Annotated in this window: 26 protein-coding genes; 14 read left to right on the forward strand and 12 right to left on the reverse strand. The window is 69.6% G+C overall.

Annotated elements, in window-relative coordinates; all coding sequences use genetic code 11:
• Position 1 precedes the first annotated feature (1 nt).
• The 4 genes from C8P69_RS13530 to C8P69_RS13540 form a co-directional block, all read right to left on the reverse strand.
• On the reverse strand, positions 2-349 hold the full coding sequence (locus tag C8P69_RS13530; RefSeq protein WP_108177946.1) for a hypothetical protein: 348 nt from the start codon (positions 347-349) through the stop codon (positions 2-4).
• Positions 350-448: 99 nt separating this feature from the next.
• Positions 449-622: a hypothetical protein gene (locus tag C8P69_RS23900; RefSeq protein ID WP_170118240.1), complete on the reverse strand. Its 174-nt coding sequence runs from the start codon at positions 620-622 to the stop codon at positions 449-451.
• 60 nt (positions 623-682) lie between these two features.
• Positions 683-919: a hypothetical protein gene (locus C8P69_RS13535; RefSeq protein WP_108177947.1), complete on the reverse strand. Its 237-nt coding sequence runs from the start codon at positions 917-919 to the stop codon at positions 683-685.
• 98 nt (positions 920-1017) lie between these two features.
• Positions 1018-1305, reverse strand: a complete 288-nt coding sequence (locus tag C8P69_RS13540) for a hypothetical protein (protein WP_108177948.1) — start codon at positions 1303-1305, stop codon at positions 1018-1020.
• A gap of 181 nt (positions 1306-1486) precedes the next feature.
• Between C8P69_RS13540 and C8P69_RS13545 the strand changes: the two genes are divergently transcribed.
• The 3 genes from C8P69_RS13545 to C8P69_RS13555 all read left to right on the forward strand — a co-directional run bounded on the left by C8P69_RS13545 (position 1487) and on the right by C8P69_RS13555 (position 2685).
• Positions 1487-1690: a hypothetical protein gene (locus C8P69_RS13545; protein WP_108177949.1), complete on the forward strand. Its 204-nt coding sequence runs from the start codon at positions 1487-1489 to the stop codon at positions 1688-1690.
• A 230-nt stretch (positions 1691-1920) separates the two neighbouring features.
• Positions 1921-2112, forward strand: a complete 192-nt coding sequence (locus C8P69_RS13550) for a hypothetical protein (RefSeq protein WP_108177950.1) — start codon at positions 1921-1923, stop codon at positions 2110-2112.
• Positions 2113-2193: 81 nt separating this feature from the next.
• The gene (locus tag C8P69_RS13555; protein ID WP_108177951.1) at positions 2194-2685 is read left to right on the forward strand and encodes a CinA family protein; all 492 of its coding nucleotides are present in this window, start codon (positions 2194-2196) and stop codon (positions 2683-2685) included.
• A gap of 72 nt (positions 2686-2757) precedes the next feature.
• Here C8P69_RS13555 and C8P69_RS13560 read toward each other — a convergent pair whose 3' ends face one another.
• The 5 genes from C8P69_RS13560 to hemN all read right to left on the reverse strand — a co-directional run bounded on the left by C8P69_RS13560 (position 2758) and on the right by hemN (position 8026).
• A complete protein-coding gene (locus tag C8P69_RS13560) occupies positions 2758-3261 on the reverse strand; it encodes a YciE/YciF ferroxidase family protein (RefSeq protein WP_108177952.1) in 504 nt (167 codons plus the stop codon).
• A gap of 92 nt (positions 3262-3353) precedes the next feature.
• Complete coding sequence (locus C8P69_RS13565; protein WP_170118241.1) at positions 3354-3800, reverse strand: MerR family transcriptional regulator; 447 nt, start codon at positions 3798-3800, stop codon at positions 3354-3356.
• Positions 3801-4327: 527 nt separating this feature from the next.
• Entirely contained in the window at positions 4328-5797 is a 1470-nt protein-coding gene (locus C8P69_RS13570; protein ID WP_108177954.1) for an efflux transporter outer membrane subunit, read from the reverse strand.
• A gap of 129 nt (positions 5798-5926) precedes the next feature.
• Positions 5927-6631: a sulfite exporter TauE/SafE family protein gene (locus C8P69_RS13575; RefSeq protein ID WP_108177955.1), complete on the reverse strand. Its 705-nt coding sequence runs from the start codon at positions 6629-6631 to the stop codon at positions 5927-5929.
• Positions 6632-6634: 3 nt separating this feature from the next.
• Positions 6635-8026, reverse strand: coding sequence for an oxygen-independent coproporphyrinogen III oxidase (gene hemN / locus C8P69_RS13580; RefSeq protein WP_108177956.1), 1392 nt, complete (start codon positions 8024-8026; stop codon positions 6635-6637).
• 261 nt (positions 8027-8287) lie between these two features.
• Between hemN and ccoN the strand changes: the two genes are divergently transcribed.
• From ccoN to ccoS, 8 genes are all read left to right on the forward strand, one after another.
• Positions 8288-9937 carry a cytochrome-c oxidase, cbb3-type subunit I gene (ccoN, locus tag C8P69_RS13585; RefSeq protein ID WP_108177957.1) on the forward strand — a complete coding sequence of 550 codons (1650 nt, stop codon included), beginning with the start codon at positions 8288-8290 and terminating at the stop codon, positions 9935-9937.
• Between the two features lie 11 nt (positions 9938-9948).
• Entirely contained in the window at positions 9949-10698 is a 750-nt protein-coding gene (ccoO, locus tag C8P69_RS13590; protein WP_108177958.1) for a cytochrome-c oxidase, cbb3-type subunit II, read from the forward strand.
• A 12-nt stretch (positions 10699-10710) separates the two neighbouring features.
• Positions 10711-10863, forward strand: a complete 153-nt coding sequence (locus C8P69_RS13595) for a cbb3-type cytochrome c oxidase subunit 3 (RefSeq protein ID WP_108177959.1) — start codon at positions 10711-10713, stop codon at positions 10861-10863.
• 3 nt (positions 10864-10866) lie between these two features.
• Entirely contained in the window at positions 10867-11742 is an 876-nt protein-coding gene (ccoP, locus tag C8P69_RS13600) for a cytochrome-c oxidase, cbb3-type subunit III (RefSeq protein WP_108177960.1), read from the forward strand.
• Between the two features lie 162 nt (positions 11743-11904).
• The gene (ccoG, locus tag C8P69_RS13605; RefSeq protein ID WP_108177961.1) at positions 11905-13386 is read left to right on the forward strand and encodes a cytochrome c oxidase accessory protein CcoG; all 1482 of its coding nucleotides are present in this window, start codon (positions 11905-11907) and stop codon (positions 13384-13386) included.
• 16 nt (positions 13387-13402) lie between these two features.
• A complete protein-coding gene (locus C8P69_RS13610) occupies positions 13403-13915 on the forward strand; it encodes a FixH family protein (RefSeq protein WP_170118242.1) in 513 nt (170 codons plus the stop codon).
• Between the two features lie 142 nt (positions 13916-14057).
• Positions 14058-16181, forward strand: coding sequence for a heavy metal translocating P-type ATPase (locus C8P69_RS13615; RefSeq protein WP_245902052.1), 2124 nt, complete (start codon positions 14058-14060; stop codon positions 16179-16181).
• Positions 16182-16192: 11 nt separating this feature from the next.
• Positions 16193-16420 (forward strand): cbb3-type cytochrome oxidase assembly protein CcoS, encoded by a 228-nt coding sequence (gene ccoS, locus C8P69_RS13620; protein ID WP_108177964.1) that lies wholly within the window; start codon positions 16193-16195, stop codon positions 16418-16420.
• Here the strand turns inward: ccoS and C8P69_RS13625 are convergent.
• Entirely contained in the window at positions 16366-16854 is a 489-nt protein-coding gene (locus tag C8P69_RS13625; protein WP_146167339.1) for a hypothetical protein, read from the reverse strand. The genes ccoS and C8P69_RS13625 overlap by 55 nt on opposite strands.
• 125 nt (positions 16855-16979) lie before the next feature.
• Here C8P69_RS13625 and C8P69_RS13630 point away from each other — a divergent pair, with 125 nt between their 5' ends.
• On the forward strand, positions 16980-17723 hold the full coding sequence (locus tag C8P69_RS13630) for a Crp/Fnr family transcriptional regulator (RefSeq protein WP_108177966.1): 744 nt from the start codon (positions 16980-16982) through the stop codon (positions 17721-17723).
• A 21-nt stretch (positions 17724-17744) separates the two neighbouring features.
• Here C8P69_RS13630 and C8P69_RS13635 read toward each other — a convergent pair whose 3' ends face one another.
• Both C8P69_RS13635 and C8P69_RS13640 read right to left on the reverse strand, forming a co-directional pair.
• A complete protein-coding gene (locus C8P69_RS13635) occupies positions 17745-18506 on the reverse strand; it encodes an ABC transporter permease (protein ID WP_108177967.1) in 762 nt (253 codons plus the stop codon).
• Positions 18503-19426, reverse strand: coding sequence for an ABC transporter ATP-binding protein (locus C8P69_RS13640; protein WP_108178128.1), 924 nt, complete (start codon positions 19424-19426; stop codon positions 18503-18505). Before C8P69_RS13640 ends, C8P69_RS13635 begins: the two co-directional genes overlap by 4 nt.
• A 240-nt stretch (positions 19427-19666) precedes the next feature.
• On the opposite strand from C8P69_RS13640, the gene C8P69_RS13645 reads away from it, so the two are divergent.
• Together C8P69_RS13645 and C8P69_RS13650 are read left to right on the forward strand one after the other, a co-directional pair.
• Positions 19667-21583, forward strand: a complete 1917-nt coding sequence (locus C8P69_RS13645; RefSeq protein ID WP_245902028.1) for an autotransporter assembly complex protein TamA — start codon at positions 19667-19669, stop codon at positions 21581-21583.
• Positions 21583-25881: a translocation/assembly module TamB domain-containing protein gene (locus C8P69_RS13650; protein WP_108177969.1), complete on the forward strand. Its 4299-nt coding sequence runs from the start codon at positions 21583-21585 to the stop codon at positions 25879-25881. The genes C8P69_RS13645 and C8P69_RS13650 overlap by 1 nt, the downstream gene beginning before the upstream one ends.
• The last annotated feature ends 12 nt before the right edge of the window (positions 25882-25893 follow it).

Genomic DNA, 25893 nt, shown 5'->3' on the forward strand with positions numbered 1-25893 from the left:
CTCACCGCCGGTCGGGCGCGCCGCCACGGTCGAAGACCGGCATGTCCGGATCGGCCGTCCGGCCGATCGGAACCTCCTCGGCGCCGCGCCGGAGGGCTTCGTCGTTCTGCACCAACCCGTCCTCCGTCTCGTCATCCGAGCCGGGATCGTGAAAGGCGGTGATGGCGCTGCGTGGCATGGCCGGCACCTCGCCGGCCTCCTGGTCATGCAGCGAGGTCTCGGCGGGCTCGCGGTCCGTATCCTCGCCGCCGGGCGTCGCCAGCAAGGGCCGGTCGGCGGCGTTGATCTCGCCTTCATTGGCGAAGGTGCTGGGGCGCTCTCCCTGCTGCTTGCGTTCCAGTCGATCCATGGCAGCCTCCTTTGGCGTGAGCAGGGGCAAGCCTGCAGTGGACGCGGCGTTCCCCCCGGCCGTGGTGGCGGACTGATCCGGCGCGATAGGACATGCGCCTCAGCGGCGGTCGTCGCGGCGCGTCGGCGTGCCTTTCGGGATCTCGCTCTTGCTGAGCTTCGGGATCGGATCGTCGGGACGATGCGTGACGTTGTCCCCGTCGATGCGATCCCCCTGCCCCTTCGGCGCGCCGGCGGAAGCTTTGTCGGCAGGAGGGCGGGTCTTGTCGGTCATGGGATGTCTCCGGGTGAGGGCTCGTGGCGGCAACCCGCGCGCCGGCTCTCTGGTTCCCCGTCACGGCTTGCGCGGCTTGATCATCGATCCGTCGGAGGTCGTCTGGCTCTGCCCGCCAGGTGTCACCGCGTCGCGGATCGCGTGACGGCCAGCGCCCTCGTCGACATCCCGCGGATAGGCCCGGTCGGGATGGCGGGTGCGGTCAGGCGTGCCGCGCGGCTGGTCGGGAACCTCCGGCCCGTCGGGAGCCTCGTTCCGTTTGCCGACCTTGGTGCCGTCGGTCTTCCTGCCATCCATGGCGCCCTCCCGGTGATCGTCCAGCAGTTCCGCGGCCCCGTTGCCGGTCAACCTGACGGAATGGCGTCGCCCGGCGGACCGGGCGACGCGGATCGTCCTCAGTTCATGCGGTTGCGACGACGGCGAATCCGCCGGCGACGGCGGCTGCGGCGGGGCATGTTGGCCATCGGCTCCGCGGTCGGGTTCGGCGTTCCGGCCGCCCCGCCGCCACGACCGCGCGGCGGCACGTCGCTGCCGGACTGAGCGGCGCCGGCGCCACCGCCGCCGCTCCCGCCACCACCGCCTGCGGCCTGCATCTCGATCGGCGCGGCGCTGGCCGCGCTGAGCGCGAACGGCAGTGCCGCTGCGGCGACCGCGAGGCCGAGAATGTTGCGTCTCGTGTCCATGGAAATCCTCCCAAGCCAGGGCAAATGTGCCCGGTACGGTGGCAACGCGCGGTGGCTCCCGGCGTTCGACAGCGGCCACGCTGGGCAGCCCTGCGCCGGCGATTGGAACGATGCGCCCCATGGCTCGTTGGCGTGGTCGTCCCGGTCTCGCCGCTCGGCCGGCCATCTCAGGAGTGCACCCATGGGCTCGTCCGCCGTCTTCCAGATCGCCGAACTTGACCAGCGCATCGAGCGGTTGCGTGCGGAGATGCGCGAGGTCTCCGATCGCGCGGCGAGCGCCGCCGGCAATGCCAGCGAGGAGCGTCTCAGCGACATGCTGGCGAGCCAGGAGGAGCAATTGCGGGAGCTGATCGCGGCGCGCGAGAAGGTCGTCGCGCAGGGATGACTTCCAGCGGTTTCTTCGGAACCACCCTTGCGATGGTGCGTTGAACCGACGTTCGTCCGGTTTCGCCGGTCGAACTGTGCCTGGCCGCACCCCCCTCCGGCCATGCCGGCGGACCGTCGCACCTCGTGCGACGGTCCCTTGCCCGCCCCTCCTCTGTCCGGCCCTAACATGGGTGAGTGCATCACCCCGCCCCAAGGCCGATGCTGGGCGCCTCACCAGAGGAGCAAGCCATGACAGACGATGCTTGCCGCCCGGCCCGCCAGCCCCAGATCATCGCCCGCGGCGTCGATTTCACCACACAGGAATTGCAGGGCATGGAGCGCGCCTTCCGGAAGGCCCGCGCCGCCTCCGAAGGCGCCCGTGACGGCGAACTCGTCATGCGCGTCATCCGGGCCTGCCTCTCGGCCCGCAAGGCGGCCTAGGGCCTTTCCCGTTCGGCGGCACAGGTTCCCCCGCCCACGGAAACCGGCCCTCGCCCCCACAGCCGAAGACGTGCGACATCCATGCTCGATCTCACCATCCTGCTGGTGGAGGATCTCCAGTCCCGTGGCTGGACCCTGGCCACGGCCGAATCCTGCACCGCCGGCCGCATCGCCCAGACCTTCGCCGACGCCAAGGGCAGCGGCGAGGTCTATGTGGGTGGGGTCATTGCCTATCGGAAAGACCGCAAGGCCATGGTGCTCGGCGTGCCCGAAGACCTTCTGCGACAGCCCGAGGGCGCGGTGTCCGAAGCGGTGGCCGTGGGGATGGCGGAGGGTGTGCGGCACCTCATGGGGTCGACCCTCGCGATCGCCTCAACGGGGGTGGCAGGCCCCTCGCCTGACGAGGACGGCAACCCCGTCGGCCGGGTCTACCTTGCCATCGCCGGCCATGGTCTCGAGGCCGACTGCCGCCGCTTCGACTTCGGCGAGATGGACGCGGACGCGATCCTTGCCCGCACCGTCGATGCCGCCCTGCTGATGCTGGCCGGGCTGCTCGGGCGAGACGCGGGCTGACATCCGTTCACCGCACAAAAAACCCGGGCACGAGGCCCGGGTTTCGGTATTGGTTGAACGGCCGGCGCCGCGTCAGGCCGCCTTGCGGTTGACGTTGCCCTCGGCAATGCCGGTAAGCTTCTCGTCGGCAGCCTTTTCCTCGGCCAGCGTCTGCTCGAGCACGGCGGCGCAGTCCGTGCGGCCGAGCTGCTTCGCCCAGGCGGCCAGCGTGCCGTAGCGCGTCATCTCGTAATGCTCGACGGCCTGCGCGGCGGCGATCAGGGCGGCGTCGAGGACGCGCTTGTCCTCCACCTCGCCGGCCACTTCGTTGGCCTCCTCGAGGATGCCGTCGATGGCCGGGCAATCCTGCCCCTTGACCTCGGCCCCGTGCATCCGGAACACCTTCTCCAGCCGCGTGACGTGGGTCTCCGTCTCGCGCAGATGGTTCTGGAAAGCGGTCTTGAGGCCGGGATCGGTGGCCTTGTCGATCATGTCGGGCAGCGCCTTCAGGATCTGCTGCTCGGCGTAATAGATGTCCTGGAGCTGATGGACGAACAGATCGTCCATGGTCTGAATGTCCTTCGAGAACCAACCCATGGCCAAACTCCCTGTTGTCGGGTGGGGATGAAGGACAAACCACCCGACCCCAGATGCGTTCCAAGGGAGATGCGCGCGAACTGTCGCCGGCCTCAGGGAATCGGCTCGCCCCGCTCCACCGCGGAGAGCCAGGTCTCCAGCAGCGTGACCGCCTCCTCAGTGGTCTGCAGGAGGGCGCGGTTCTCATCCAGCTTCGCCTTGATCTGCGCCGGGCCGAGGGCGATGCGCACCGGATCGTCACGACCCGGACCTTCGGCGATGTGGGCGACGATGTCGTTGACGCCGAAACCCGCGGATCGCAGCAGAAGGATCAGGCGGACCTTGTCGCGATCACGCTGCGAATAGAGGCGGATGTTCCCCTTCCGGCGTGGCCGGAGCAGGCCGTTCTCCTCATAGAACCTGAGCGCGCGGGCCGTGACGCCGTACTCGCTGCACAGATCGGAGATAAGGATCGGATCGCTGGCGGCCTCGGGGGAAGCGGTCTGCGGTGCGGCCGCGGGGACTGCGGTCTTGCGAGGAGGATGTCTGTATCGGGGCATCATGGAGCCGGAAACTGCCGCGGGGCGTCTTGGTGACAACGCACGCGGGAATGGGCCGGGTTCAAACCGCCGCGCCGGGGGGCTTGCGGAGATCGCGAATGGAGGCGGCAGGCATGGGACTGTGGCTGGTCAAGGAGAGCTCCGCGGGGAAGGCAGCCAGCGTCGTTGGTGGCCAAATCATCAGGCCGTCATAACCTATATAAAATAGTTCATTCGTGAAACAGCAATCATTGAATATTGCAGCAACGGCGCTATTCTTACGTCACGTAATATAATTTACGTATCGTCAAACACCTACTTGAGCGCGAGACTTTATCGGTACACACCACGTCAATACTAAAGAACGATAGCGGATTTTCGAAAATCCGTCGATCGACAATAATCTCGCACGTCCAATAATACCTCCGATCCCTTGCGATCATCAGATTCGACGGGATGCGGATCAGCCCCGCCAGGGCGACGCGATGGCCCCATGGGGCCGCACGGCGAGCACGGTCTGGCGAATCATGCCGGAGGGTCGAGGGCGCTCAGCGCGGCAGGCGCGGACCGGTTTCGCGATCGACCACCAGCGGGGTCGCCGTATCGATGGGTTGGCTCGGGCCGCCACCAAGCGCCTTGCCCAGCGCGATGAAGCGGGTGGCGATCAGCACCTGGCTCTGCAGCAGCGAGTCCTCGGAATCGTAGAGCGATCGCTCGGTGTCCAGCACTTCGAGGAAGCTCGATGCGCCCTGCTGGTAGAGCACGCGGGCCAGACGCCCGGCCTCGCGGTTGCTGCGCGCCGCGACCGCCAGCCGCTGGTACCGCAGCCGCTGCTGGGCGAGGCCGACGAGGGCGTTCTCGACATCCTCCAGCGCCCGCAGCACCGCCTGGTGGAAGGTGGCGTAGGACTGGTCGCGCTGGGCCTCGGCGATCTCCACGCCAGCCCGCAGGCGCCCGCCGTTGAACACGGGAATGGTGACGGAGGGACCATAGGACCAGGCGAGCGAGGAGCCGTTGCCGAGATCGCCGATGCGGATGCCGCTGGTGCGCAGATTGCCGGTGAGGCTGACGCTCGGATAGAGCGCCGCCTCGGCCCGGCCGATGCGCGCGGTCGCCTGGGCGAGGCTGCGCTCGGCCGCCCGCACGTCCGGACGGTTGAGCAGGACATCGGCGGGAATGCCGGGCGGCAGGTTACGGCGCGGCGAGGGAATGCCGCCCCGCCGCAGGATGCCGACCACCGCCGCGGGCTCGCGCCCCAGCAGCACGCCGATCCGGTGGGCGGAGGCGGCGAAGGCCGTCTCCAGCGTAGGCACATTGGCGGCGGTGCTGTTGGCGATCGCCGTGGCGCGGGCGACATCGACGGCGGAGGCAGCGCCGGCGTCGAACTTCGCGCGCGTCAGCGCCGCCGTCTGCCGCTGGAGCTCGGCGCTGCGGCGGGCAAGGTCCGCACGCGCGAGGAAACCGCGCGCCTCCACATAGTTCTGCGCCACGTCGCCCACGAGCACCAGCAGCGTGGTCCGCAGGTTCTCCTCGGCCACCTCGATGCCGCGATCGGCCGCCTCGATCCCCCGGCGCGTCTCGCCGAACAGGTCGATCTCCCAGCTCACCGCGAAGCCCGACTGGTAGCTGTTGGAGGAGATGTTGAAGCCGGTGGCGGAGGCGCTGGTGCGGCTGTGGGTGGACGAGGCGGTGCCGTTGACCTCGGGGGCAAGGCCCGCCGCCGTCTGGCGCAGCGTCGCCCGCGCCTCGCGGATGCGCGCCTTGGCCGTCGCCACGTCGAGGTTCGCGGCGATCGCCTGGTCGATCAGGCTGTCGAGGGTCGGGTCGCCGAACCGCTTCCACCAGTCCGCGAGCTCGCCGGGCCGGATGGGCCGCGCCTGCGGGGCCTGGGCGTGATGCGCCGGCAGGGCGAGGTTGGGCGCCTGGTAGTCCGGCCCGACCACGCAGCCCGCCAGCCCGCCGGCGAGCAGCGCCAGGAGGCCGGACAGCCGGAAACGAACGGGAACGCAGGCGGTCATGGACTCGTGGGGCGCGAAGGACGACGAACGGCGCCGCGACCCTAGGCTTTGCCGCGCCGCGGCGAAAGGGGCCGCCGCGCCGGACGCGCCCTCCTCCACAGCGCCGCTGTTTCAGGACGTGTCGCGCCGTCAGCGGCCCGGCAGGCAGAGGATGCCGCCCTCCGGCCCGATCACGACCGACAGGACCGCGAAAGCCGTGATGGCGAGACCGACCGCGAGGGCGAGTTGCGGCTTCCGCCCGAGATCGCGCAGGGCGCTCACGCCCATCGCCCCCGCCATGACGGCGGGGATCGTGCCAAGGCCGAAGCCGAGCATCATGGTTGCGCCGCCCGCCCCCGTGCCGGTGAGCATGGCGGTGAAGAGCGCGCCATAGACCATGGCGCAGGGCATGAAGCCCCATGCGATGCCAACCGCCAGCGGCGCACCGACGCCAAGACCGGGATGGCGGGACGTCATGGTCATCACGGCGGTGCCCACGGGCGCCGCCAGCCGGTCGAAGGCGGCCAGCGAGGGGACGAGGCCGGCGGTGGAGAGGCCGATCCAGGCAAGCGTCACCGCGCTCGCCCATTGCAGCATCCGGTAGGCAGCTGCCTGGTCGAAGGCGCCCGCGAGAGCCGAGCCGAAGGCGCCTAGAATGCCACCGGCGATCGCATAGGCGAGGACACGACCGACCTGGGTCAGCAGCAGCATCCGCGCCCGGGTCGCCTGGTCGGCGGTCGGCTGGGTCGTCATCATCAGCGCCGAGCCGATGGAGCCGCACATGCCCGCGCAATGCAGGCTGGAGGCGAAGCCCATGAGCATGCCGGCCGCAAGGGTGACGGGGGAAACCGGCATGGGTCAGACCGCGGCGGAGTGCCGGCCGGCCTTGGCGAGATGGGCGTCGAACAGCGAGGCGACGACGCGCACCAGCGGCTTGCCGGCCTCGCTCACCACCACGCGGCGATCCGAGCGGGAGACGAGGCCCTCCCGCTCCAGCGGATCGAGCCGGGCGAGGTCACCGTCGAAGAAGTCACCGGACACGCCATGACGGCGGGCAACCGCCTCGAGATCGGCGGCGAAGTCGCACATCAGCCGCTCGATGGCATCGCCCCGCACCCGGTCCTCGACGGAGAGGGCAAGTCCGCGCACCGTCGCCGGGCGACCTGCATCGATGGCGCGCTGGTAGCCGCCAAGGTCGGGCGCGTTCTGCACGAAGCCCTGCGGCAGCCGGCCGATGGCTGAGGCGCCGAAGCCGATGAGCGCCTCGGCGTCATCCGTCGTGTAGCCCTGGAAATTCCGCTTCAGCGTCTGCTCGCGGGCGGCGATGGCCATGGAATCGTCGGCGCGCGCGAAGTGGTCGAGACCCACCGCCTCGTAGCCGAGGCCGATCAGCGCCTCGCGCGCCGCCGCCGCCTGATGGAAGCGCGCGACGGCATCGGGAAGGGCCGCCTCGTCGATCAGCTTCTGGTGGCTCTTGAACCAGGGCACATGGGCATAGCCGAAGAGCGAGATGCGGCTCGGCGCCATGGCGGCCGCGAGCGTGATCGAATGAAGGAGGTCGGCGGCGCTCTGGTGCGGCAGGCCATACATCAGGTCGAAGCTGATCCGGTCGATACCGGCGGCGTGGAGCGCCTCCACGGCGGCCACCACGACGGCGTGGGGCTGAACCCGGCCGATGGCCTCCTGCACATGCGGGTTGAGATCCTGAACGCCGAGGCTGGCGCGGGTCACGCCGGCGCGGCGCAGGGCCTCGGCAAGGGCGGGCGTCACCTGGCGGGGGTCGAGCTCGATAGCGTGCTCGACATCGGCGGTGAGTTGGAACCGCGACGCGATGCGGGCAGCGACGGCGGTGAGCCCCTCCTCGCCCAGCCTGGTCGGCGTGCCGCCGCCCCAGTGCAGGTGCTTCACCCGGCGCGCCGGGGTGAGCGAGGCGATGAGATCGATCTCGGCAAGGAGCCGGTCGCGATAGGCGGCAATCGGCTCGGCCTTGCGCGTCACCTTGGTGTGGCAGCCGCAATAGGCGCACATGGCGGCGCAGAAGGGCACGTGGAGATAGAGCGACAGGCTGGTGCAGGGCGACAGCGTCCCGAGCCAGCCGCGATAGGTGTCGGCGGTCACCGCCGGCGTGAAATGCGGCGCCGTCGGATAGGACGTGTAACGGGGCACCGCGCGCTCGGCGAGGGCGATGTTGCCGAGCGAAGCCGGGATCTGATCGGCCGGAGCGGCTGTCGCGGCGGTGTTCTGCGTCATGGAAGGGGTCTGCGTCATTGCAGTCATGGGGGCGGACCTGACGACGGGGCGGGCACCATGCCGCCGATGGAGCACCATCCACCCGCCGGGGCACCGCCCGCGTTGATCGACATCAATCGCCCTGCGCGCCCGTCCACAGGCCTCGCGCCGTCTTGATGCACATCAATGTGGCGATGGCCCGTCCTGCCATTGGTGCTGTGCAATGCGGGATAGCCATGTGGGGCGTCCCGCCTGCCGCCATGCAGGACGAGGGGGACCCCTATGGCCCAAAGCCAAGTTCAAAAGACACTATCGGTACCGGAGATCGGGGCATCCCTCGCCTTCGCCGCCACGGCGCTGCTGTGCCTGTTCATCGCCTCCGGCTCGGTGGACCCCGCCTATTCCTTCCACATCTACATCTTCGCGGCGGCCTCGGTGGCGGCGATCTTCGCCATCGGCAACCGCTACTTCGCCCGCCCGGCGGTGATCCCGCAGGAGATCGACGGCAAGCCCAACTACAACATGGCACCCGTCCAGTTCGCGGTGGCGGCGGCGGTGTTCTGGGGCGTTGCCGGCTTCACGGTGGGCCTCATTATCGCCTGCCAGCTCGCCTGGCCGGCACTCAACTTCGACCTGCCCTGGATCAATTTCGGCCGGCTGCGCCCGCTGCACACCTCGGCGGTCATCTTCGCCTTCGGCGGCAACGTGCTGCTCGCGACCTCGTTCTACGTGGTGCAGAAGACCTGCCGCGCCCGCCTCGCCGGTGAGATCGCGCCCTGGTTCGTCATCCTCGGCTACAACCTCTTCATCGTCATCGCCGGCACGGGCTACCTGCTCGGCATCACCCAGGGCAAGGAATACGCCGAGCCCGAGTGGTACGCCGACCTGTTCCTGACCGTCGTCTGGGTCGTCTACCTGCTGGTCTTCCTCGCCACCATCTGGAAGCGCAAGGAACCCCATATCTTCGTGGCGAACTGGTTCTACCTCGCCTTCATCGTCACCATCGCGGTCCTGCACCTCGGCAACAACGCGGCGATCCCGGTCTCGATCTTCTCGCCGAAGAGCTACATCGTCTGGTCCGGCGTCCAGGACGCCATGTTCCAGTGGTGGTACGGCCACAACGCCGTCGGCTTCTTCCTGACCGCCGGCTTCCTCGCCATCATGTACTACTTCGTGCCGAAGCGGGCGGAGCGGCCGATCTACTCCTACCGGCTGTCGATCGTGCACTTCTGGGCGCTGATCTTCCTCTACATCTGGGCCGGCCCGCACCACCTCCACTACACCGCCCTGCCCGACTGGGCGCAGACCCTCGGCATGACCTTCTCGGTGATGCTGTGGATGCCGTCCTGGGGCGGCATGATCAACGGCCTGATGACGCTCTCGGGCGCCTGGGACAAGCTGCGCACCGACCCCGTCCTGCGCATGATGGTGGTCTCGCTCGCCTTCTACGGCATGTCGACCTTCGAGGGTCCGCTCATGTCCATCAAGGCGGTGAACTCGCTGTCGCACTACACCGACTGGACCATCGGCCACGTCCATTCCGGCGCCCTCGGCTGGGTCGCCTACGTGTCCTTCGGCGCGCTCTACTGCCTCGTGCCGTGGCTGTGGAACAAGAAGCAGCTCTATTCGAACCGCCTGGTCGAATGGCACTTCTGGGTCTCGACCCTCGGCATCGTCTTCTACATCTCGGCCATGTGGGTCGCCGGCATCATGCAGGGCCTGATGTGGCGCGCCTACACCGCGCTCGGCTTCCTCGAATACTCGTTCATCGAGACGGTCGACGCCATGCACCCCTACTACGTGATCCGTGCTCTCGGTGGCGCCCTGTTCGTCATCGGCTCGCTGATCATGGCCTACAACCTGATCATGACGGTGCGGACGGGCGAGGCTGCAGAGCCTGAAGCCACCCCCGCCCTCGTGCCTGCCGAGTGAGGAGGCGAACCATGTCGCTCTGGAACAAGCACGCGATCTTCGAGAAGAACTCGATCATCCTCGTCCTCGGCATCGTCGTGGTCGTCGCCATCGGCGGCCTCGTCGAGATCGCCCCGCTCTTCTACCTCAAGAGCACCATCGAGAAGGTGGACGGCGTGCGCCCCTACACGCCGCTGGAGCTGGCGGGCCGCGCCATCTATGTCCGCGAGGGCTGCTACAACTGCCACAGCCAGATGATCCGCCCGCTGCGTGACGAGGTCGAGCGCTACGGCCACTATTCGCTGGCGGCCGAGAGCATGTTCGACAAGCCCTTCCAGTGGGGCTCCAAGCGCACCGGCCCGGACCTTGCCCGCGTCGGCGGCAAGTATTCCGACGCCTGGCACGTCGCCCACCTGCAGAACCCGCGCTCGATCGTCCCGCAGTCGATCATGCCGGGCTACGCCTTCCTCGCCCAGGCCGAGATCCGGCCCGAGCAGGTCGACGGCCACCTGCGCACCAACAGTATCGGCGGCGTTCCCTACACCCCCGACCAGATCAGCAATGCGCTGGCGGACCTGCGCACCCAGGTGAACCCCGACAGCCCCAATGTGCAGGCCCTCCAGGCCCGCTATCCCGGGGCCACCGTCAGGGCCTTCGGCGGCAATGCGGCGGCGGCCTCGTCCGGCACCGTGACCGAGATGGACGCTCTCGTCGCCTATCTCCAGGTGCTCGGCACCATGGTCAATTTCCGCACCTACGACGCCCGCGCCAACATCCGCTGACCGGAGGAGACGATGAGCACCTACACGACGCTGGCCAGCTTCGCGCAGACGGTCGGCCTTCTCTACTTCGTCGGCATGTTCCTCGCGATCGCCGCCTATGCCTTCTGGCCCCGCAACAAGTCGCGTTTCGACGAGGCCGCCCAGATCCCGCTGAGGGAGGAGTGAACCATGGCCGTCCAACCCGAAATCGACCACGCCACGGGTCGCACCACCACCGGCCATGAATGGGACGGGATCAAGGAGCTGAACTCGCCGCTGCCGAAATGGTGGCTCTACATCTTCTACGCCACTATCGTCTGGTCGGTCGGCTACTGGATCGTCTATCCGTCCTGGCCGCTGGTGACGAACTACACCAAGGGCGTCTTGGGCTATGCCTCCCGGCAGGACGTGACGCGCGAGCTCGACGCGCTGAAGGCGCTCAGGGCCGAGCGCGCCGGCGCCCTTGCCCGTACTCCCCTCGAGGACATCGCCAAGGATCCGACGCTACTGACCTTCGCCCTCGCCCAGGGCAAGGCCGCCTTCGGTGACAATTGCGCGCCGTGCCATGGCCTCTCGGCCACCGGCTCGCCGAGCTTCCCGAACCTGCGCGACGACACCTGGCTCTGGGGCGGCGGCATTGCCGACATCCACCAGACCATCTCCTTCGGCATCCGCAACGCGGATGATCGCTCGCGCCAGGGCCAGATGCCCGCGCTCGGCGGCCCCAACGGCGCGCTGAAGCCGGATGAGGTGATCACGGTCGCGAACTTCGTCCGCGCCCTCTCCGGCCAGCCGACGCGCCAGGGCTACGATCCCGCCAAGGGCAAGGAACTCTTCGCCAGCAACTGCGCCGCCTGCCATGGCGACGAGGGCCGCGGCAACCGCGAACTCGGCGCGCCGAACCTGACGAGCCGCAACTTCCTCTATGGCTCGGACGAGAAGACCATCATCGAGACGATCAACCTCGGCCGCGGCGGTGTGATGCCCGGCTGGGCCGGCCGCCTCGACGAAACGACGGTGAAGTCCCTCGCCGTCTATGTCCACGCGCTGGGCGGCGGGCAGTAACCCGACCGTCCACGCGGAATGGGGGCGCGCACCGTGGCAGCGGTGCGCGCCTTCTTCCGTTTCGGGGGGATTGTTGAGCCACATCAAGGCCCGACAGGCGGCCTTCGGTGATGGTGCGATCGACGCGCCGCATCTGGCGCCCGCACCCCCCGGTTGACCGTCATGTCGGACGTCCTCGCCTCTCCCGCCGCCAAGAAGGGCGCACCGCCGGTCCTTCCCGAATACGACGACGAGCCGCTCTACGAGGGCCGCCGGGAGATCTACCAGCAGAGCGTCAAGGGCAGGCTGCGGACCATCAAGTGGGTCGTCTTGGTCGGCTGCCTCGCCGTCTATTATTTCCTGCCCTTCCTGCGCTGGTACCGCGGCCCCAACCAGCCGGACCAGGCGGTCCTTGTCGATCTCGCCCACAACCGCTTCTACTTCTTCTTCATCGAGATCTGGCCGCAGGAGGTCTACTACTTCACCGGCCTGCTGGTGATGGCGGCCCTCGTCCTGTTCCTGATGAACGCCGTCGCCGGCCGCGTCTGGTGCGGCTATCTCTGCCCGCAGACGGTCTGGACCGACCTCTTCACCACCGTCGAGCGCTGGGTCGAGGGCGACCGGCGCGAGCGGATGTTGGCGGACGCCCAGCCGATGACGGCGGCGAAGTTCGGCCGCAAGACGCTGAAGCACGTTCTCTGGCTGATGATCGCCTGGTGGACCGGCGGCGCCTGGGTCCTCTACTTCGCCGATGCGCCCACCCTGGTGAAGGACCTCGCCACCTTCCAGGCGCCCATGGTCGCCTATGTCTGGATCGGCATCCTCACCTTCACAACCTATTCCCTCGCCGGGCTGATGAAGGAGCAGGTCTGCCTCTACATGTGCCCCTGGCCGCGCATCCAGGCAGCGCTGACCGACCAATACGCCCTCAACGTCACCTATCGCTACGACCGCGGCGAGCCGCGCATGTCGATGAAGGCCGCCGCCAGGGCGCGTGAGGCCGACCAGCCGGCCGGCGATTGCATCGACTGCCGCCAGTGCGTCGTCGTCTGCCCCACCGGCGTCGACATCCGTGACGGATCGCAGATGGGTTGCATCCAGTGCGGCCTGTGCATCGACGCCTGCAACTCCGTCATGACCAAGGTGAACCGGCCGCTCGGCCTCATTGCGTATGACAACGACGTCAATATCGACCGCCGCCGCCAGGGCCTCGACGAGGTCTATCCGATCATCCGGCCGCGCACCCTCGTCTATGCCGGGCTCATCGCCGCCGTCGGCCTCGTCATGCTCTACGGGCTGATGACGCGCAGCTTCACCGACCTCTCGGTGCTGCACGACCGCAACCCGCTCTACGTCCAGCTCTCCGACGGCTCGGTGCGCAACAGCTACACGGTGCGCATCTCCAACAAGCGGCCGGTCCACCGCATCTTCGTCCTCGCCGTGGATGAACTGCCGCTCGCCCGCCTCACCGCCGTCGGCATCTCCATGACCGCCGGCGACTGGCCGGTCATCGATGTCGGCCCCGACTCGACCCGCGAGATCATCGTCCACCTCACCGCGCAGAAGCCGGCCGACCTGCCGCCCTCCTCGCGCGTCACCTTCCGCATCACCGAGCTCGGCACCGGCGAGAAGGCGAGCATGTCCGACCACTTCATCGTCCGCTGACGGAAGGATGCCCCCGATGTCCTCGACCCTCGACACCGCCCTTCCCCGCCAGCGCCGCCTCACCGGCCGCGCGGTCTTCCTCACCTTCGTCGCCTTCTTCGGCGTGGTCATCGCCGTCAACGCGGTGATGCTGTCGCTCGCCCTCGACACCATGCCGGGCCTGACGACGGACAGCTCCTACAAGGCGAGCCAGCGCTTCAACCGCGACCTCGCCGCCGCCGGCCAGCGCGATGCCCGCGCCTGGACCGTGGAGGCGCGTGTGGATCGCGACGCCAGCGGCACCGGCGCCGTGACCATCGCGGTGCGCGAACCCGAGGGCGTGCCGGTGGAACGCATCACCGTGAAGGCCTCGGTGCAGCACCCGGTGCGGCGCGCCAATGACCGCGCCTTCGACGTCGCCCGCACCGGCCCCGGCACCTATGCCGGCACGGCGGATGGCCTCGTCGCCGGCGCCCATGACCTCGTCATCGAGGTCGAGCGCGACGGCGAGACCCTCTACCGCTCGCGCAACCGCGTCATGCTGCCCTGAGCGCCGCGCCATGGCTTCGACCCTCACAGCCGACCTCCCCCGCGCCGTCGATCCGCCAGCCATTTTGCCGGCGGCCGCCGCGACGCCGGACGCCACCGACCTGTCGCTCTTCGTCGAGCCGCTGGGCGAGGGCCGGGCGCGCATGGATTTCGCCGTGGACGGCATCACCTGCGCCGCCTGCATGCCCGTCATCGAGCAGGGCCTCGCCCGCGAGCCGGGCATCGAGGAGGCCCGCGTCAACCTCACCAACCGCCGCCTGACCGTCCGCTGGCGCGAGGCAGAGACGACACCCCAGCGGATCGTCCAGCGCCTCTCCGCGCTCGGCTTCCGCGCCTTCCCCTTCGACCCCAAGGCGGTGGAGGGCGAGGAGGTGCGCGAGGCGCGCTTCCTGCTCCAGTGCCTCGGCGTCGCCGGCTTCGCCATGATGAACATCATGCTGCTGTCGGTGTCGGTCTGGTCCGGCAACATCTCCGACATCACCCAGGAGCAGCGCGACTTCTTCCACTGGGTCTCGGCGCTCATCGCCGTTCCGGCGGTGGCCTATGCCGGCCGGCCCTTCTTCCGCTCGGCGCGCATGGCGATCGCCGCCCGCCAGCTCAACATGGACGTGCCGATCTCGCTCGGCGTCCTGCTGGCCGTCGGCATGTCGCTGGTGGAGACCGCCCACCACGGCACCCACGCCTATTTCGACAGCGCGGTCATGCTGCTCTTCTTCCTGCTGGCCGGCCGCTATTTCGAGCAGCTGATGCGCCGCAAGACCCGCGCGGTCGCCGGCAATATCGCCGCTCTCAAGGCCGAGACGGCGGTGAAGCTCATGCCCGACGGCGCGCTGCGGCAGGTGCCGATCGCCGCCGTGGCCGCGGGCGACCGCGTCCTCGTCCGGCCCGGCGAGCGGGTCTCGGTCGACGGCCTCGTCGTCGAGGGCCGCTCCAGCCTCGACCAGAGCCTCGTGACGGGCGAGACCCTGCCACAGGAGGTCACGGCCGGCGATGCCGTCTATGCCGGCACACTGAACCTCTCCGGCGCCCTCACCATCGAGGTCCGCGCCGCCGCCAAGGGCACGCTGCTCGACGAGGTGACGCGCCTGCTCGAGACCGCGCTCGAGGCGCGCTCCAACTACCGCCGCCTCGCCGACCGCGCCGCGGCGCTCTATTCGCCGGTGGTCCATCTCACCGCGATCTGCACGCTGGCCGGATGGATCCTTGCGGGGCTCGCCTGGCAACAGTCGCTGATCATCGCCATCACGGTGCTCATCATCACCTGCCCCTGCGCCCTCGGCCTTGCCATTCCCGCCGTGCAGGTCGTGGCCTCGGGCGCCCTGTTCAAGGCCAATGTCCTGCTCCAGGCGGGCGATGCGCTGGAGCGGCTCGCCGAGGCCGACACCATCGTCTTCGACAAGACCGGCACGCTGACCCTGCCGGACCTCGCCGCCGAAGGCACTGCGGACATTCCCGCCGCCGATCTCGCGATGGCAGCCGGCCTTGCGGCCGCCTCGCATCATCCACTCGCCCGCGCCCTTGTCGCGGCGGTGCCCAATGCCCTTCCCCTCGCCGAGGCGCGCGAGGAAACCGGCCGTGGCGTCGTCGCCATGATCGACGGCCGCGAGGCGCGGCTCGGTAGCCTCGCCTTCTGCGACGCCGAGGCGGAGGGGGCGAGGGTGGCCGCCCGGCATCCCGATGCCTCGCTCATCGCCTTCCGCCATGGCGAGACCTGCCATGTCTTCGCCATCCGCCAGCAGCTGCGCCCGGACGCCGAGGCCGTCGTCGCGGCGCTGTCCCGGGCCGGCCTGCAACTGGAGATCCTGTCCGGCGACAGGCCGGAGGCGGTCGCGCCCGTCGCGGCCGCCCTCGGCATCCCCGTCGCGCGCGGGGGGCTCAAGCCGGCCGACAAGATCGAGCGGCTCGACGCGTTGAAGGCGGCCGGCCGCAAGGTGCTGATGGTCGGCGACGGCCTCAACGACGCGCCGGCGCTTGCCCGTGCCCATGTCTCGATGTCGCCGATCACCGCCGTGCACCTGACCCAGGCCGCGGCCGACGCGGTCTTCCTCGGCGACCGCCTCGCCCCGGTCGCCGATGCGGTCGCTGTCTCGCGCACCGCGCTCATGCTGATGAAGCAGAATCTCTGGCTGGCGGTCGTCTACAACGCCATCGCCGTGCCCATCGCCATCGCCGGCTGGGTGACGCCGCTCATCGCGGCGCTCGCCATGTCCGGCTCGTCGGTCATCGTCACCGCCAACGCGCTGCGCGCGCGCCACGGCCGGCTCTGAAGGAGGCACCCATGGACGTGCTGATCTTCCTCGTTCCCCTCGCCCTCGGCCTCGGCCTCCTCGGCCTTGCCGGCTTCCTCTGGTCGCTGAAGACCGGCCAGTACGACGATCTCGACGGCGCCGCCTGGCGCGCGATCATGGATGACAATGCGGGATTGCCGGAAGCTGCCGGCACGGTGCAGGCTCAGGCGGCCTCGGGGACAGCCTTCACGAAGCCGACGCTGCCCGGCCGGAACTGATGGGCCGCTAGCGCCTCGTCGAGGTCGCCCCACTGCGTGAGGGGCCCGTCGGCCAGCCGCGTCACGGCCTCCTCGATCACGATGGTCGAGCAGTGTTCCTCACGGGCCAGTTCGTCGACGAAATCGAACAGGGTGTCCGGTGCGGTGCTGGCCGGGAGTTCGGCCTTCGACAGGTAGGACAGTTCCATCCGGCGGCCGGACATGGGGTCTGGCGTGACGCGGAACAGGCATGCCGCGTGGACATAACCGCGCTGGTCGCTGACGACCAGGCAACCCGCCTTGCGGCGTTTGCCGCCGCCAAGCCCCTGAAGATGCTGGCGCCAGGCGTCGATCTCGATATCGGGATAGCACAGCCGGACCAGCCCGAAGACGGTCATCGCCTCATTCGCGTCGATGATGCGGGCTCTGAACATCGAGGCGAAGGCTCCCAGCATGCTTGAGAGCCGGGAGGATGAGGGGCTAGTCGAATGGCGTCCTTGTTCTGAATCAAACGCTGGCCGAGACTCTCCTCTATGATGACAGCGATAAGTGCCTTGTTCCCCCACCAAGGGTCACTGCCATGACCGCGACCATCGAACTCACGTCTCCCAAGGCGGCCCACGCCTGCGGGCGCCAGCCCGGCGACAACTACTGCGATAACTGCAAGGTGCGTTCGCTCGCGGTTTGCGCCGCGCTCGGGCCGGAAGAGCTCCCCGAGCTGGACGACATCGTCCATCACACCCGCGCCGACGGAAAGACCACGTTCATCCACCAGGGCGAGACCGCCGAATCGGTCTTCTCGGTCACCGAAGGCATGGTGCGGCTCTACAAGCTGCTCTCCGACGGCCGCCGCCAGATCATCGGCGTCGCCATGCCGGGCGACTTCCTCGGCCTCGCCCTGCACAACCGCTACGGTTTCTCGGCCGATGCCGTGGACGATGTCGCGCTCTGCCGCTTCGACCGGCGCGAGTTCGACAATCTCGTCACCGCCAAGCCGCACTTCCTGCGCCGCCTGCACGAATTCGCCACCCATGAGCTGGTCATCGCCCAGGAGCAGATGACGCTGATCGGCCGCCGCTCGGCCGAGGAGCGCGTCGCGGCCTTCCTCGTCGCCATGCGCGAGCGCTGGACCCGCATCAAGGGCCCGTCGGTGACGATCCAGCTGCCGATGCAGCGCATCGACATGGCCGACTATCTCGGCCTCACCATCGAGACCGTGAGCCGCACGCTGACCAAGCTCGCCCGCGACGGCGTGATCCTTATCGTGCCGGAGGCCGTCCGCGTCCTCGACGAGAAGAAGCTCCTCTCCATCGCCCGCGCCTGATCCGCGTGGGGCGGCGCCGGCTCACGCCTTGAGCCGGTAGCCCGTCCGGAAGATCCAGCCGATGGCCGCAAGGCACAGGCCGAGGAAGACCAGCGTCATGGCGAGGCTGACGCCGATGGCGACATCGGCGGTGCCGAAGAAGCTCCAGCGGAAACCGCTCACCAGGTAGACGACCGGGTTGAACAGGCTGACCGTCCGCCAGAAGGGCGGCAGCATGTCGATGGCGTAGAAGCTGCCCCCAAGGAACGTCAGCGGCGTCACCACCAGCATGGGGATGAACTGCAGCTGCTCGAAACCGTCGGCCCAGATGCCGATGATGAAGCCGAACAGGCTGAAGGTGACGGCGGTGAGCACGAGGAAGGCAAGCATCCAGAGCGGATGCTCGATCCTCAGCGGCACGAAGAGGGCCGCGGTGGCGAGAATGATGATCCCGAGGATCACCGACTTGGTCGCCGCCGCGCCGACATAGGCCGTGACGATCTCGAAGGGCGACACAGGCGCCGACAAAACCTCGTAGATCGTGCCGGTGAAGCGCGGGAAATAGATGCCGAAGGACGCGTTGGAGATGCTCTGCGTCAGCAGCGAGAGCATGATCAGCCCCGGCACGATGAAGGCGCCATAGGCGACCCCGTCGATCTCCTGCATCCGGGCCCCGATGGCCGCGCCGAAGACGACGAAATAGAGCGAGGTGGAGATGACCGGCGAGACGATGCTCTGCCACAGCGTCCGCCAGGTGCGCGCCATCTCGAACAGGTAGATGGCCTTGATCGCCTGAACGTTCATCGGGTGCTCACCAGGTTCACGAAGATCTCCTCGAGCGAACTCTGCTCGGTCTGCAGGTCCTTCAGCCGGAGGCCGGCGTCGGACAGCCCCTGGAGCAGCGCCGTGATGCCGGTGCGTTCGGCCTGCGAATCGTAGCTGTAGACGAGGGCATTGCCGCCATCGGCCAGCGCGAGGTCGAAGGCGGCGAGGGAGTCCGGGACCGCCGCGACGGGGGCCTGCAACTCCACCGTCAGGCGCTTGCGGCCGAGCTTGCGCATGAGCTCCGCCTTGTCCTCCACGAGGATGATGCGCCCCTTGGAGATGACGCCGACCCGGTCGGCCATCTCCTCCGCCTCCTCGATGTAGTGGGTCGTCAGGATGATCGTCGCGCCATTGTCGCGCAGCCGCCGGACGAGGGCCCACATGTCGCGCCTCAGTTCCACGTCGACGCCGGCTGTCGGCTCGTCGAGGAAGAGGATGTCCGGCTCGTGGGAGAGCGCCTTGGCGATCATGACGCGCCGCTTCATGCCGCCCGACAGCGTCATGATCTTTGCGTCCTTCTTGTCCCACAGCGACAGGTCCTTGAGGATCTGCTCGATCAGGGCGGGGTTTGGCGCCTTGCCGAACAGGCCGCGCGAGAAGCTCACCGTCGCCCAGACCGACTCGAAGGAATCGGTCGTCAGCTCCTGCGGCACGAGGCCGATCATCGCCCGCGCGGCGCGATAGTCGCGGATGATGTCGTGTCCGCCGACGCTCACCGTCCCCCCGGTGGGCCGGACGATGCCGCAGATCGTCGAGATCAGCGTCGTCTTGCCAGCGCCGTTCGGCCCCAGCAGCGCGAAGATTTCGCCCTTGCCGATCGACAGGTCCACGTCATCAAGGGCCTGGAACCCGGATGCGTAGCGCTTTGAGAGTTTCTCAACCTTAATGATGCTAGTCATGGCGCGGAACATAGGCACTGGCTGCCGCCCACGGGAGGGGGTGTTTGGCAGCAGACGTGGCGGCAAGGGAGTGCGGTCGACGCGGTCCCCTCGTGCCGGTTAAGGTTACCCGGACGTCGTCCGGGAGAGCCCTCAGTGGTCCGGAATCCGGGATTTCGTCTTCGTATTGCGTCCGAAAGGTCTGGAATGGTGGCTGACGGGACATTCAAATCCCGCCGATACGCCTGTGTTCTCGCCGGTGTGCTGAACGTCAGCACGCCGCAGACCTCCCATGCCTTCGATTTTTTTGGCCTCTTCGGCGAGCGCCCGCCGACCGTCTCGGCCCAGGCCGTGGCCTATCAGCTCGACATCCAGGGGCTCGGCTCCGACGCGACAGCACTGACCGCGGTGCGCGACGTCTCCATCCTCCATCGCCTGCGCGCCGAGGCGCCGGAGAACGGCGACGAGCTCGTCCGCCGCGCCGAGGCGGACCTCCCGCGCATCGTCGATGCCCTCTGGGGCTCGGGCTACTACGCCGCGAAGGTGTCCATCGTCGTCGGCGGCCAGGCCATCACCCTCGACCGTCCCGCTGGCGCTGGCGCCCGCGCCACCATCGACAGCTTTCGCGGCCGCGCCCTCGTCCCCGTGGCGGTGATCGTCGAGACCGGGCCGCTCTATCGCTTCGGCCGCGTCCAGGTGCTCGACCAGCGCAGCGAACTGCCCTTCGACCCTGCCGTGCTGCCGCCGCGGCTGGTGACCATCAAGCCGGGCGATCCCGCCCGCACCGAGGAGGTTCTGGGCGCCGCCGCCATCCTCGCCGACCATTTCCGCGATCGCAGCCACCCCTTCGTCAAGGTCGGCCGCCGCCAACCGGTCATCGACCACCCCTCCCGCACCGTCGACCTGACGCTGATGGTCGATCCCGGCGCAAGGGCCGGCATCGGCGGCATCGGCGTCTCCGGTACGCAGCAGGTCGACCCCGCCGTCGTCCGCTCCTTCATCTATGCCGAGCGCGGCGATCCCTATTCGCGCAAGGCCATGGCCGATATCCGCCGGTCGGTGGCGCGGATCGAGGCCATCGGGGGCGTGCGCGTGCGCGAGGGCACCGCCCTCGACGCCAATGGCCAGTTACCCATCGATGTCGAGGTGACCGAGCGGCCCCTGCGCGTGCTCGGCGGCTCGCTGCGCTACTCGACCATCGACGGCCCGGCGCTCAAGGCCTACTGGGCCCACCGCAACCTGTTCGGCGGGGCGGAGCGCCTGCGTCTTGACGCCGACCTGTTCTATTTTACCGGCAACCAGAACTGGCCGGGTGGCTCCACCCGGCGCGGCTTCAACACCGACGACATCGGCGGCCGCCTCTCCGCCTCGTTCCTGAAGCCGGCGCTCTGGGGAACGCGCAACGACCTCCTGGTCGACGCCTTCGTGCAGCGGGAGATCACCGACCTCTATACCAGCAACCTCGCCAATGCGACGGTCGCCATCCGCCACCGCTTCACCGACACGTTCAACGTCCGGGCTGGCGTCGAAGGCGAGGTCGGCCGCTCCATCGACGTGCTCGGCCGCTACGATTACGGCCTCGTGGGCCTGCCGGTCGCGGCCTCCTACGACACCACCGACCGGCCGCTGGACCCGAGCCGCGGCGTCCGCGTCACCGCCACGGTGACGCCCTATCTCGGCTTCGGCGCGGCGCCGGACACGTTCCTCATCAGCCGCATCCAAGCCTCGGCCTACTATGCCATCGACGAGCAGGCCCGCACCATCCTCGCCGGCCGCGTCGCCTTCGGCTCGATCCTCGGCGGCACGCTGGCCGACATCCCGGCCTCCCGCCGCTTCTATGCGGGCGGCGGCGGCTCGGTGCGCGGCTACGAGTTCAAGAGCCTCGGCCCCCGCGACGCCTTCGGCAATGTCACCGGCGGCAAGAGCCTGTTCGAGGCCTCCCTCGAGGCGCGGATCAGGATCACCGAGACGCTGGGCGTCGTGCCCTTCTTCGACATGGGCCAGGCCTATTCGGGTTCGCTGCCCGACGGCTCGGCGCCGCTGCGCTACGCCGCCGGCCTCGGCCTGCGCTATTACACCGCCGTCGGCCCCATCCGCTTCGACGTCGCCGTGCCCCTGCAGCGCCGCACCGGCGAGCGGCCCTATGCCTTCTACGTCAGCATCGGACAGGCCTTCTGATGACGACCCGGACCCGCACCCTCTTCGCCCTTCTGCTCCTCGCCGTGCTGGTGACAGGCGCCGCGCTGCTGCTGGGGCCGACCCGCCCGCAGGCGCAGGAAGACCAGGGCGTCCTTGCCGGCTTCATCTCGCGCACCCTGTCCTCGCCGGGATCGACAGTCGCCATCGGCGCGGTGGAGGGACCGCTCTCCTCCGACGCGATGATCCGCAACGTCACGATTGCTGATCGCGATGGCGTCTACCTGCGCATCGACACGATCCGCCTCGTCTGGCGGCGGGTGGCGCTGCTGTCGCGACGGCTGGAGATCCAGAACCTCGAGATCGGCCGTGTCGAGCTCCTGCGCCGGCCGGTGGCCGATCCCTCGGCCGCCCCGCCGCCGAGCGATGGACCGCTGCTGCCCGAGCTGCCGGTGAAGGTGGAGATCGGCAAATTCGCCATCGGCGAGTTCATCCTGGGCGAGCCCGTCCTCGGCGTCGCCGCCCGCTTCACCGCCGCAGGCACGGCCTCCCTCGGACGCGCGGCCGAGGGCCTCAATGCCGATGTCCAGGTCCGCCGCACCGATGCGCCCGGCCTCTCCGCCATCAAGCTCGGCTTCGTGCCGTCGAGCCAGCAGCTCGACCTCTCGGTGCAGCATGACGAGCCGGCCGGCGGCATCCTCGCCCGCCTCGCCAATCTGCCCGGCCTGCCACCGGTCAAGCTCGACCTTGCCGGCACCGGCCGCCTCGACGACTGGCGCGGGCGCATCGCCTTCGATGCCGGTCCCGACATCAACGCCCGTGGCGACGCCATCCTGTCGCGCGATGCCCAGATCCGCCGCCTCGGCCTCAGGCTCGATGCCCGCATCGAGAACCTGTTGCCGCCCGGCGTCTCGACCGTCTTCGCCGGCGCGACGAAGCTCGAGGGCCGCATCGTCTTCGGCGATGATGGCGGCTATGCCATCGAGGCCTTCCGCCTCGCCTCCGACATCGCCGAACTGACGGCGGCCGGCTATCTCACCGCCCGCAACGAGCTGAACGTCACCGCCCGCGGCCGCGCCCTGCCCAATGCCGGCGGCGCCACCGCCCGCGGCTCTGCCCGCATCGAGCGCCTGATCTTCGACATGAGCGCCATGGGCGCCCTCGACGCCCCGCGGGTGGAGGGCAAGCTCAACCTCGCTGGCCTGGACGGGCCCGGCGCGAAGATCGGCAGCATGAGCGCCCTGATCGCCGCCGAGCCAGAGGCGGCAGGCTCCAAGCGCTATCGCGTCGATGCCGACGGGGCGGTCGAGGGTCTCGTCCTTGCCGATGCCGGCGTCTCCGAGGCCATCGGCCCGCGTGCCTCGGTGAAGCTGCGGGCGGTGGTCACCGAGGAGGCGATCACCGACGTCTCGGAGTTCACGCTCGCCTCGCCGAACCTGCGCCTCGCCTTCACCGGCCGCAGCGGCGCCAAGCTGCTGGAAGGCCAGGTCCAGGCCGACATCCTCCGCCTCTCGGCCCTGTCGCGGCTCGCCGGCCGGCCGCTCTCCGGCCAGGGCTATGTGGCGGCGACGCTGTCCGGCGACCCGTCGCAGGGCCTCACCCGCGCCGTGCTCAACGGCCGCGCCACCGAACTCGCCCTCGGCCACCCGGTCGCCGACCGCGTCATCGGGCGGCAGGCGAGCCTTGCCGGCACCATCATCCGCCGCCGCGCCGTCATGACGTTCGAAGGCGTGACGCTGAGCGGCCGCCATGTCACCGCCGGCCTCGACGGCACGATGGGCGATGGCCGCATCGCCATGCGCGCGGCTTTGGCCCTGCCCGATCTCTCGCAGGTGGACGGCCAGCTGGCCGGGGCCGGCCGCGCCGATGCCACGCTCAGCGGCGACCTCATCGACCCCGACATGGTCCTGCGCCTTGCCGCCCCCAATGCCCGCGCGCTCAACCGCCCGATCCGCGACCTCGCCCTCAGCATCGACGCCAAGACCATCGCGTCCCGCCCGGCCCTCACCCTGACCGGCCGCGGCGACATCGATGGCAAGCCCCTGACGGCGGATGCGGTCGCCCGCAGCGAGGGCGCTGGCTGGGTCCTCGACCGGCTGGCACTGCGCCTTGGCTCGGTGACGGCGGAGGGCCAGGGCCGAACCGGTCCCGGCAAGCTCGCCAGAGGCCGCATGACCATCGCCGCCGGCGACCTCGACGACCTGTCTCCCCTCGTCCTCACCCGCCTCTCGGGAAGCCTGCGCGCCACCCTCGTCGCCGATGCCACCGGCGGCCGCCAGTCCATCGCGGTGCAGGGCGACGGCCAGCGCCTGGTTTTCGGAGCCGCCAGCCTCAACATCCTGCGCGCCGACCTCCGCGGCGATGACCTCTATGGCCGCCCGCGCCTCCAGGGCGAGGCGACCGTCGACCGCCTGGTCGCCGGCGGCGAGACCGTCGAGCGCATCGAGCTGAAAGCCACCGGCAGCGGCGAGGCGACCGACCTGACGCTCGCCGCCCGCGCCCGCGGTTTCCTGCTGGCGAGCAATGGCCGCCTCATCCCCGGATCGCCGAACCGCCTCGACCTCGCAAGCTTCACCGCCACCCGGCAGGGCGCCCGCATCGCCCTCGCCCGTCCGGCGACCCTCACCTTCGAGGGCGCCGAGATCCGCACGGAGCGGCTGACGCTCGCCCTGCAGGGCGGCGAGGTGGAGGTCACCGGCACGCTGGGCGCCCAGCTCGACGCCACCGTCCAGGCCCGCCGCGTGCCGCTTGCCGCCATCGACATCCTCGCGCCCGGCACCGGCCTTGCCGGCACCCTCGATGCCCGCGCCACGCTGCGGGGACCGGCTGCAGCGCCCCGCGGGCCCTTCAAGGCGACGGTGCGTGGCTTTGCGGCGCCCGCCACCCGCAATGCCGGCGTGCCCGCCCTCGACATCACCGCCCGCGGCGAGGCGCGGGGCGAGCGCGCCAGCCTCGACGCGACCATCAATGGCGGGCGGACCATCGCGCTCACCGTTGCCGGTTCGGTGCCCATGACCGCCACAGGCGCCCTCGATCTTGCCGTCCGGGGCACACTCGACGCGGCCCTCGCCAATGCCCAGCTCGCCGGCTCCGGCCAGCGCGTCACCGGCCGCCTCGCCGTCGACGGCGCGCTGCGCGGCACCGCCACCCGTCCGGACATCCAGGGCGCCGCGACGCTCTCCGGCGGCTCGTTCAGCGATCCCCTTAACGGCATCGCCTTCACCGCCATCGAGGGCCGCGTCACCGGCCGCGGCACCGACATCGTCGTCGAACGCCTCACCGCACGGGCGAAGAACGGCGGCACGGTGGCGCTCACCGGCCGCGTCAGCGCCGATCCGCTGCGCAACTTCCCCGCCGACCTCAAGGTCACCGCCCGCAATGCCGAGCTGGTGTCGAGCGACGTGATGCAGATGACCGCGAGCCTCGACCTCGCGGTGACCGGACCGCTGGCGACCACGCCGCGCCTCTCGGGGCGGATCGATGTCGCGACCATCGAGGTGCGCGTGCCGGACCGGCTGCCCTCCAATGCCGAGCCGTTGCGTGATGCCCGCCATGTCGGCGCCCCGGCGCAGACCCGCGCCCGCCTCGCCCAGCTGGCCCGCCAGCGCGCCGCGGCCGCGACGCGTGGCCGGGCGCCGTTCAACGCGACGCTCGATGTGGTGCTCGACGCGCCGGGCCGGGTCTTCGTGCGCGGCCGTGGCATCGACGCCGAGCTCGGCGGCGAGCTGCGCCTCGCCGGCACCACCCGCGACATGCGCGCCAATGGCGCCTTCGAGATGCGCCGCGGCCGCCTCTCGCTCCTCACCCAGCGGCTCGACTTCACCCGCGGCCGCGTCACGTTCGGCGGCGGCGACCTGGTCCCCGACCTCGATTTCGTCGCGGAGACGCGGGCAACCGACATCACCGCCAGCATCGGCATCACCGGCCGGGCCACGCAGCCCGAGTTCACGCTCACCTCGACGCCCACCCTGCCCCAGGACGAGGTGCTCTCGCGCCTGCTGTTCCAGCGCGCCGCCGCGGGCCTCTCGCCCTTCCAGGCCGTGCAGCTTGCCCAGGCCGTGGCGATCCTCTCGGGTAGCGGCGGGGCCGATGCCTTCGAGGCGACGCGCCGGGCGCTCGGCGTCGACAATCTCGACGTCACCACCGGCGCTTCGGGCCCGACCGTCGGTGTCTCGCGTGCCATCAACGAGCGCGTGCGGGTCGGCGTACGCACCGGCGCCAAGCCTGAGAACAGCGCCATCGGCGTCGACATCGACCTCACCCGCCGCATCCGCATCCAGACGGAGATCGGCGCGGACGGGCGCGCCGCCGCCGGCATCGGCGCCGAGGTGGAGTGGTGAAGGACGCCGCCG

It is taken from the genome of Phreatobacter oligotrophus, assembly GCF_003046185.1.
Taxonomy (GTDB): domain Bacteria; phylum Pseudomonadota; class Alphaproteobacteria; order Rhizobiales; family Phreatobacteraceae; genus Phreatobacter; species Phreatobacter oligotrophus.

Bases quoted from the DNA above. Each gene is read 5' to 3' on its own strand.
- C8P69_RS13575 (WP_108177955.1), bottom strand. From the start codon at position 6,631: ATGCCGGTTTCCCCCGTCACCCTTGCGGCCGGCATGCTCATGGGCTTC.
- ccoS (WP_108177964.1), top strand. From the start codon at position 16,193: ATGGACGTGCTGATCTTCCTCGTTCCCCTCGCCCTCGGCCTCGGCCTC.
- hemN (WP_108177956.1), bottom strand. From the start codon at position 8,026: ATGACGCAGAACACCGCCGCGACAGCCGCTCCGGCCGATCAGATCCCG.
- C8P69_RS13570 (WP_108177954.1), bottom strand. From the start codon at position 5,797: ATGACCGCCTGCGTTCCCGTTCGTTTCCGGCTGTCCGGCCTCCTGGCG.
- C8P69_RS13630 (WP_108177966.1), top strand. From the start codon at position 16,980: ATGACCGCGACCATCGAACTCACGTCTCCCAAGGCGGCCCACGCCTGC.
- C8P69_RS13625 (WP_146167339.1), bottom strand. From the start codon at position 16,854: ATGCTGGGAGCCTTCGCCTCGATGTTCAGAGCCCGCATCATCGACGCG.
- C8P69_RS13565 (WP_170118241.1), bottom strand. From the start codon at position 3,800: ATGCCCCGATACAGACATCCTCCTCGCAAGACCGCAGTCCCCGCGGCC.
- ccoP (WP_108177960.1), top strand. From the start codon at position 10,867: ATGGCCGTCCAACCCGAAATCGACCACGCCACGGGTCGCACCACCACC.
- C8P69_RS13650 (WP_108177969.1), top strand. From the start codon at position 21,583: ATGACGACCCGGACCCGCACCCTCTTCGCCCTTCTGCTCCTCGCCGTG.
- ccoO (WP_108177958.1), top strand. From the start codon at position 9,949: ATGTCGCTCTGGAACAAGCACGCGATCTTCGAGAAGAACTCGATCATC.
- C8P69_RS13555 (WP_108177951.1), top strand. From the start codon at position 2,194: ATGCTCGATCTCACCATCCTGCTGGTGGAGGATCTCCAGTCCCGTGGC.
- C8P69_RS13535 (WP_108177947.1), bottom strand. From the start codon at position 919: ATGGATGGCAGGAAGACCGACGGCACCAAGGTCGGCAAACGGAACGAG.
- ccoG (WP_108177961.1), top strand. From the start codon at position 11,905: ATGTCGGACGTCCTCGCCTCTCCCGCCGCCAAGAAGGGCGCACCGCCG.
- C8P69_RS13595 (WP_108177959.1), top strand. From the start codon at position 10,711: ATGAGCACCTACACGACGCTGGCCAGCTTCGCGCAGACGGTCGGCCTT.
- C8P69_RS23900 (WP_170118240.1), bottom strand. From the start codon at position 622: ATGACCGACAAGACCCGCCCTCCTGCCGACAAAGCTTCCGCCGGCGCG.
- ccoN (WP_108177957.1), top strand. From the start codon at position 8,288: ATGGCCCAAAGCCAAGTTCAAAAGACACTATCGGTACCGGAGATCGGG.
- C8P69_RS13540 (WP_108177948.1), bottom strand. From the start codon at position 1,305: ATGGACACGAGACGCAACATTCTCGGCCTCGCGGTCGCCGCAGCGGCA.
- C8P69_RS13635 (WP_108177967.1), bottom strand. From the start codon at position 18,506: ATGAACGTTCAGGCGATCAAGGCCATCTACCTGTTCGAGATGGCGCGC.
- C8P69_RS13550 (WP_108177950.1), top strand. From the start codon at position 1,921: ATGACAGACGATGCTTGCCGCCCGGCCCGCCAGCCCCAGATCATCGCC.
- C8P69_RS13545 (WP_108177949.1), top strand. From the start codon at position 1,487: ATGGGCTCGTCCGCCGTCTTCCAGATCGCCGAACTTGACCAGCGCATC.
- C8P69_RS13615 (WP_245902052.1), top strand. From the start codon at position 14,058: ATGGATTTCGCCGTGGACGGCATCACCTGCGCCGCCTGCATGCCCGTC.
- C8P69_RS13610 (WP_170118242.1), top strand. From the start codon at position 13,403: ATGTCCTCGACCCTCGACACCGCCCTTCCCCGCCAGCGCCGCCTCACC.
- C8P69_RS13560 (WP_108177952.1), bottom strand. From the start codon at position 3,261: ATGGGTTGGTTCTCGAAGGACATTCAGACCATGGACGATCTGTTCGTC.
- C8P69_RS13640 (WP_108178128.1), bottom strand. From the start codon at position 19,426: ATGACTAGCATCATTAAGGTTGAGAAACTCTCAAAGCGCTACGCATCC.
- C8P69_RS13530 (WP_108177946.1), bottom strand. From the start codon at position 349: ATGGATCGACTGGAACGCAAGCAGCAGGGAGAGCGCCCCAGCACCTTC.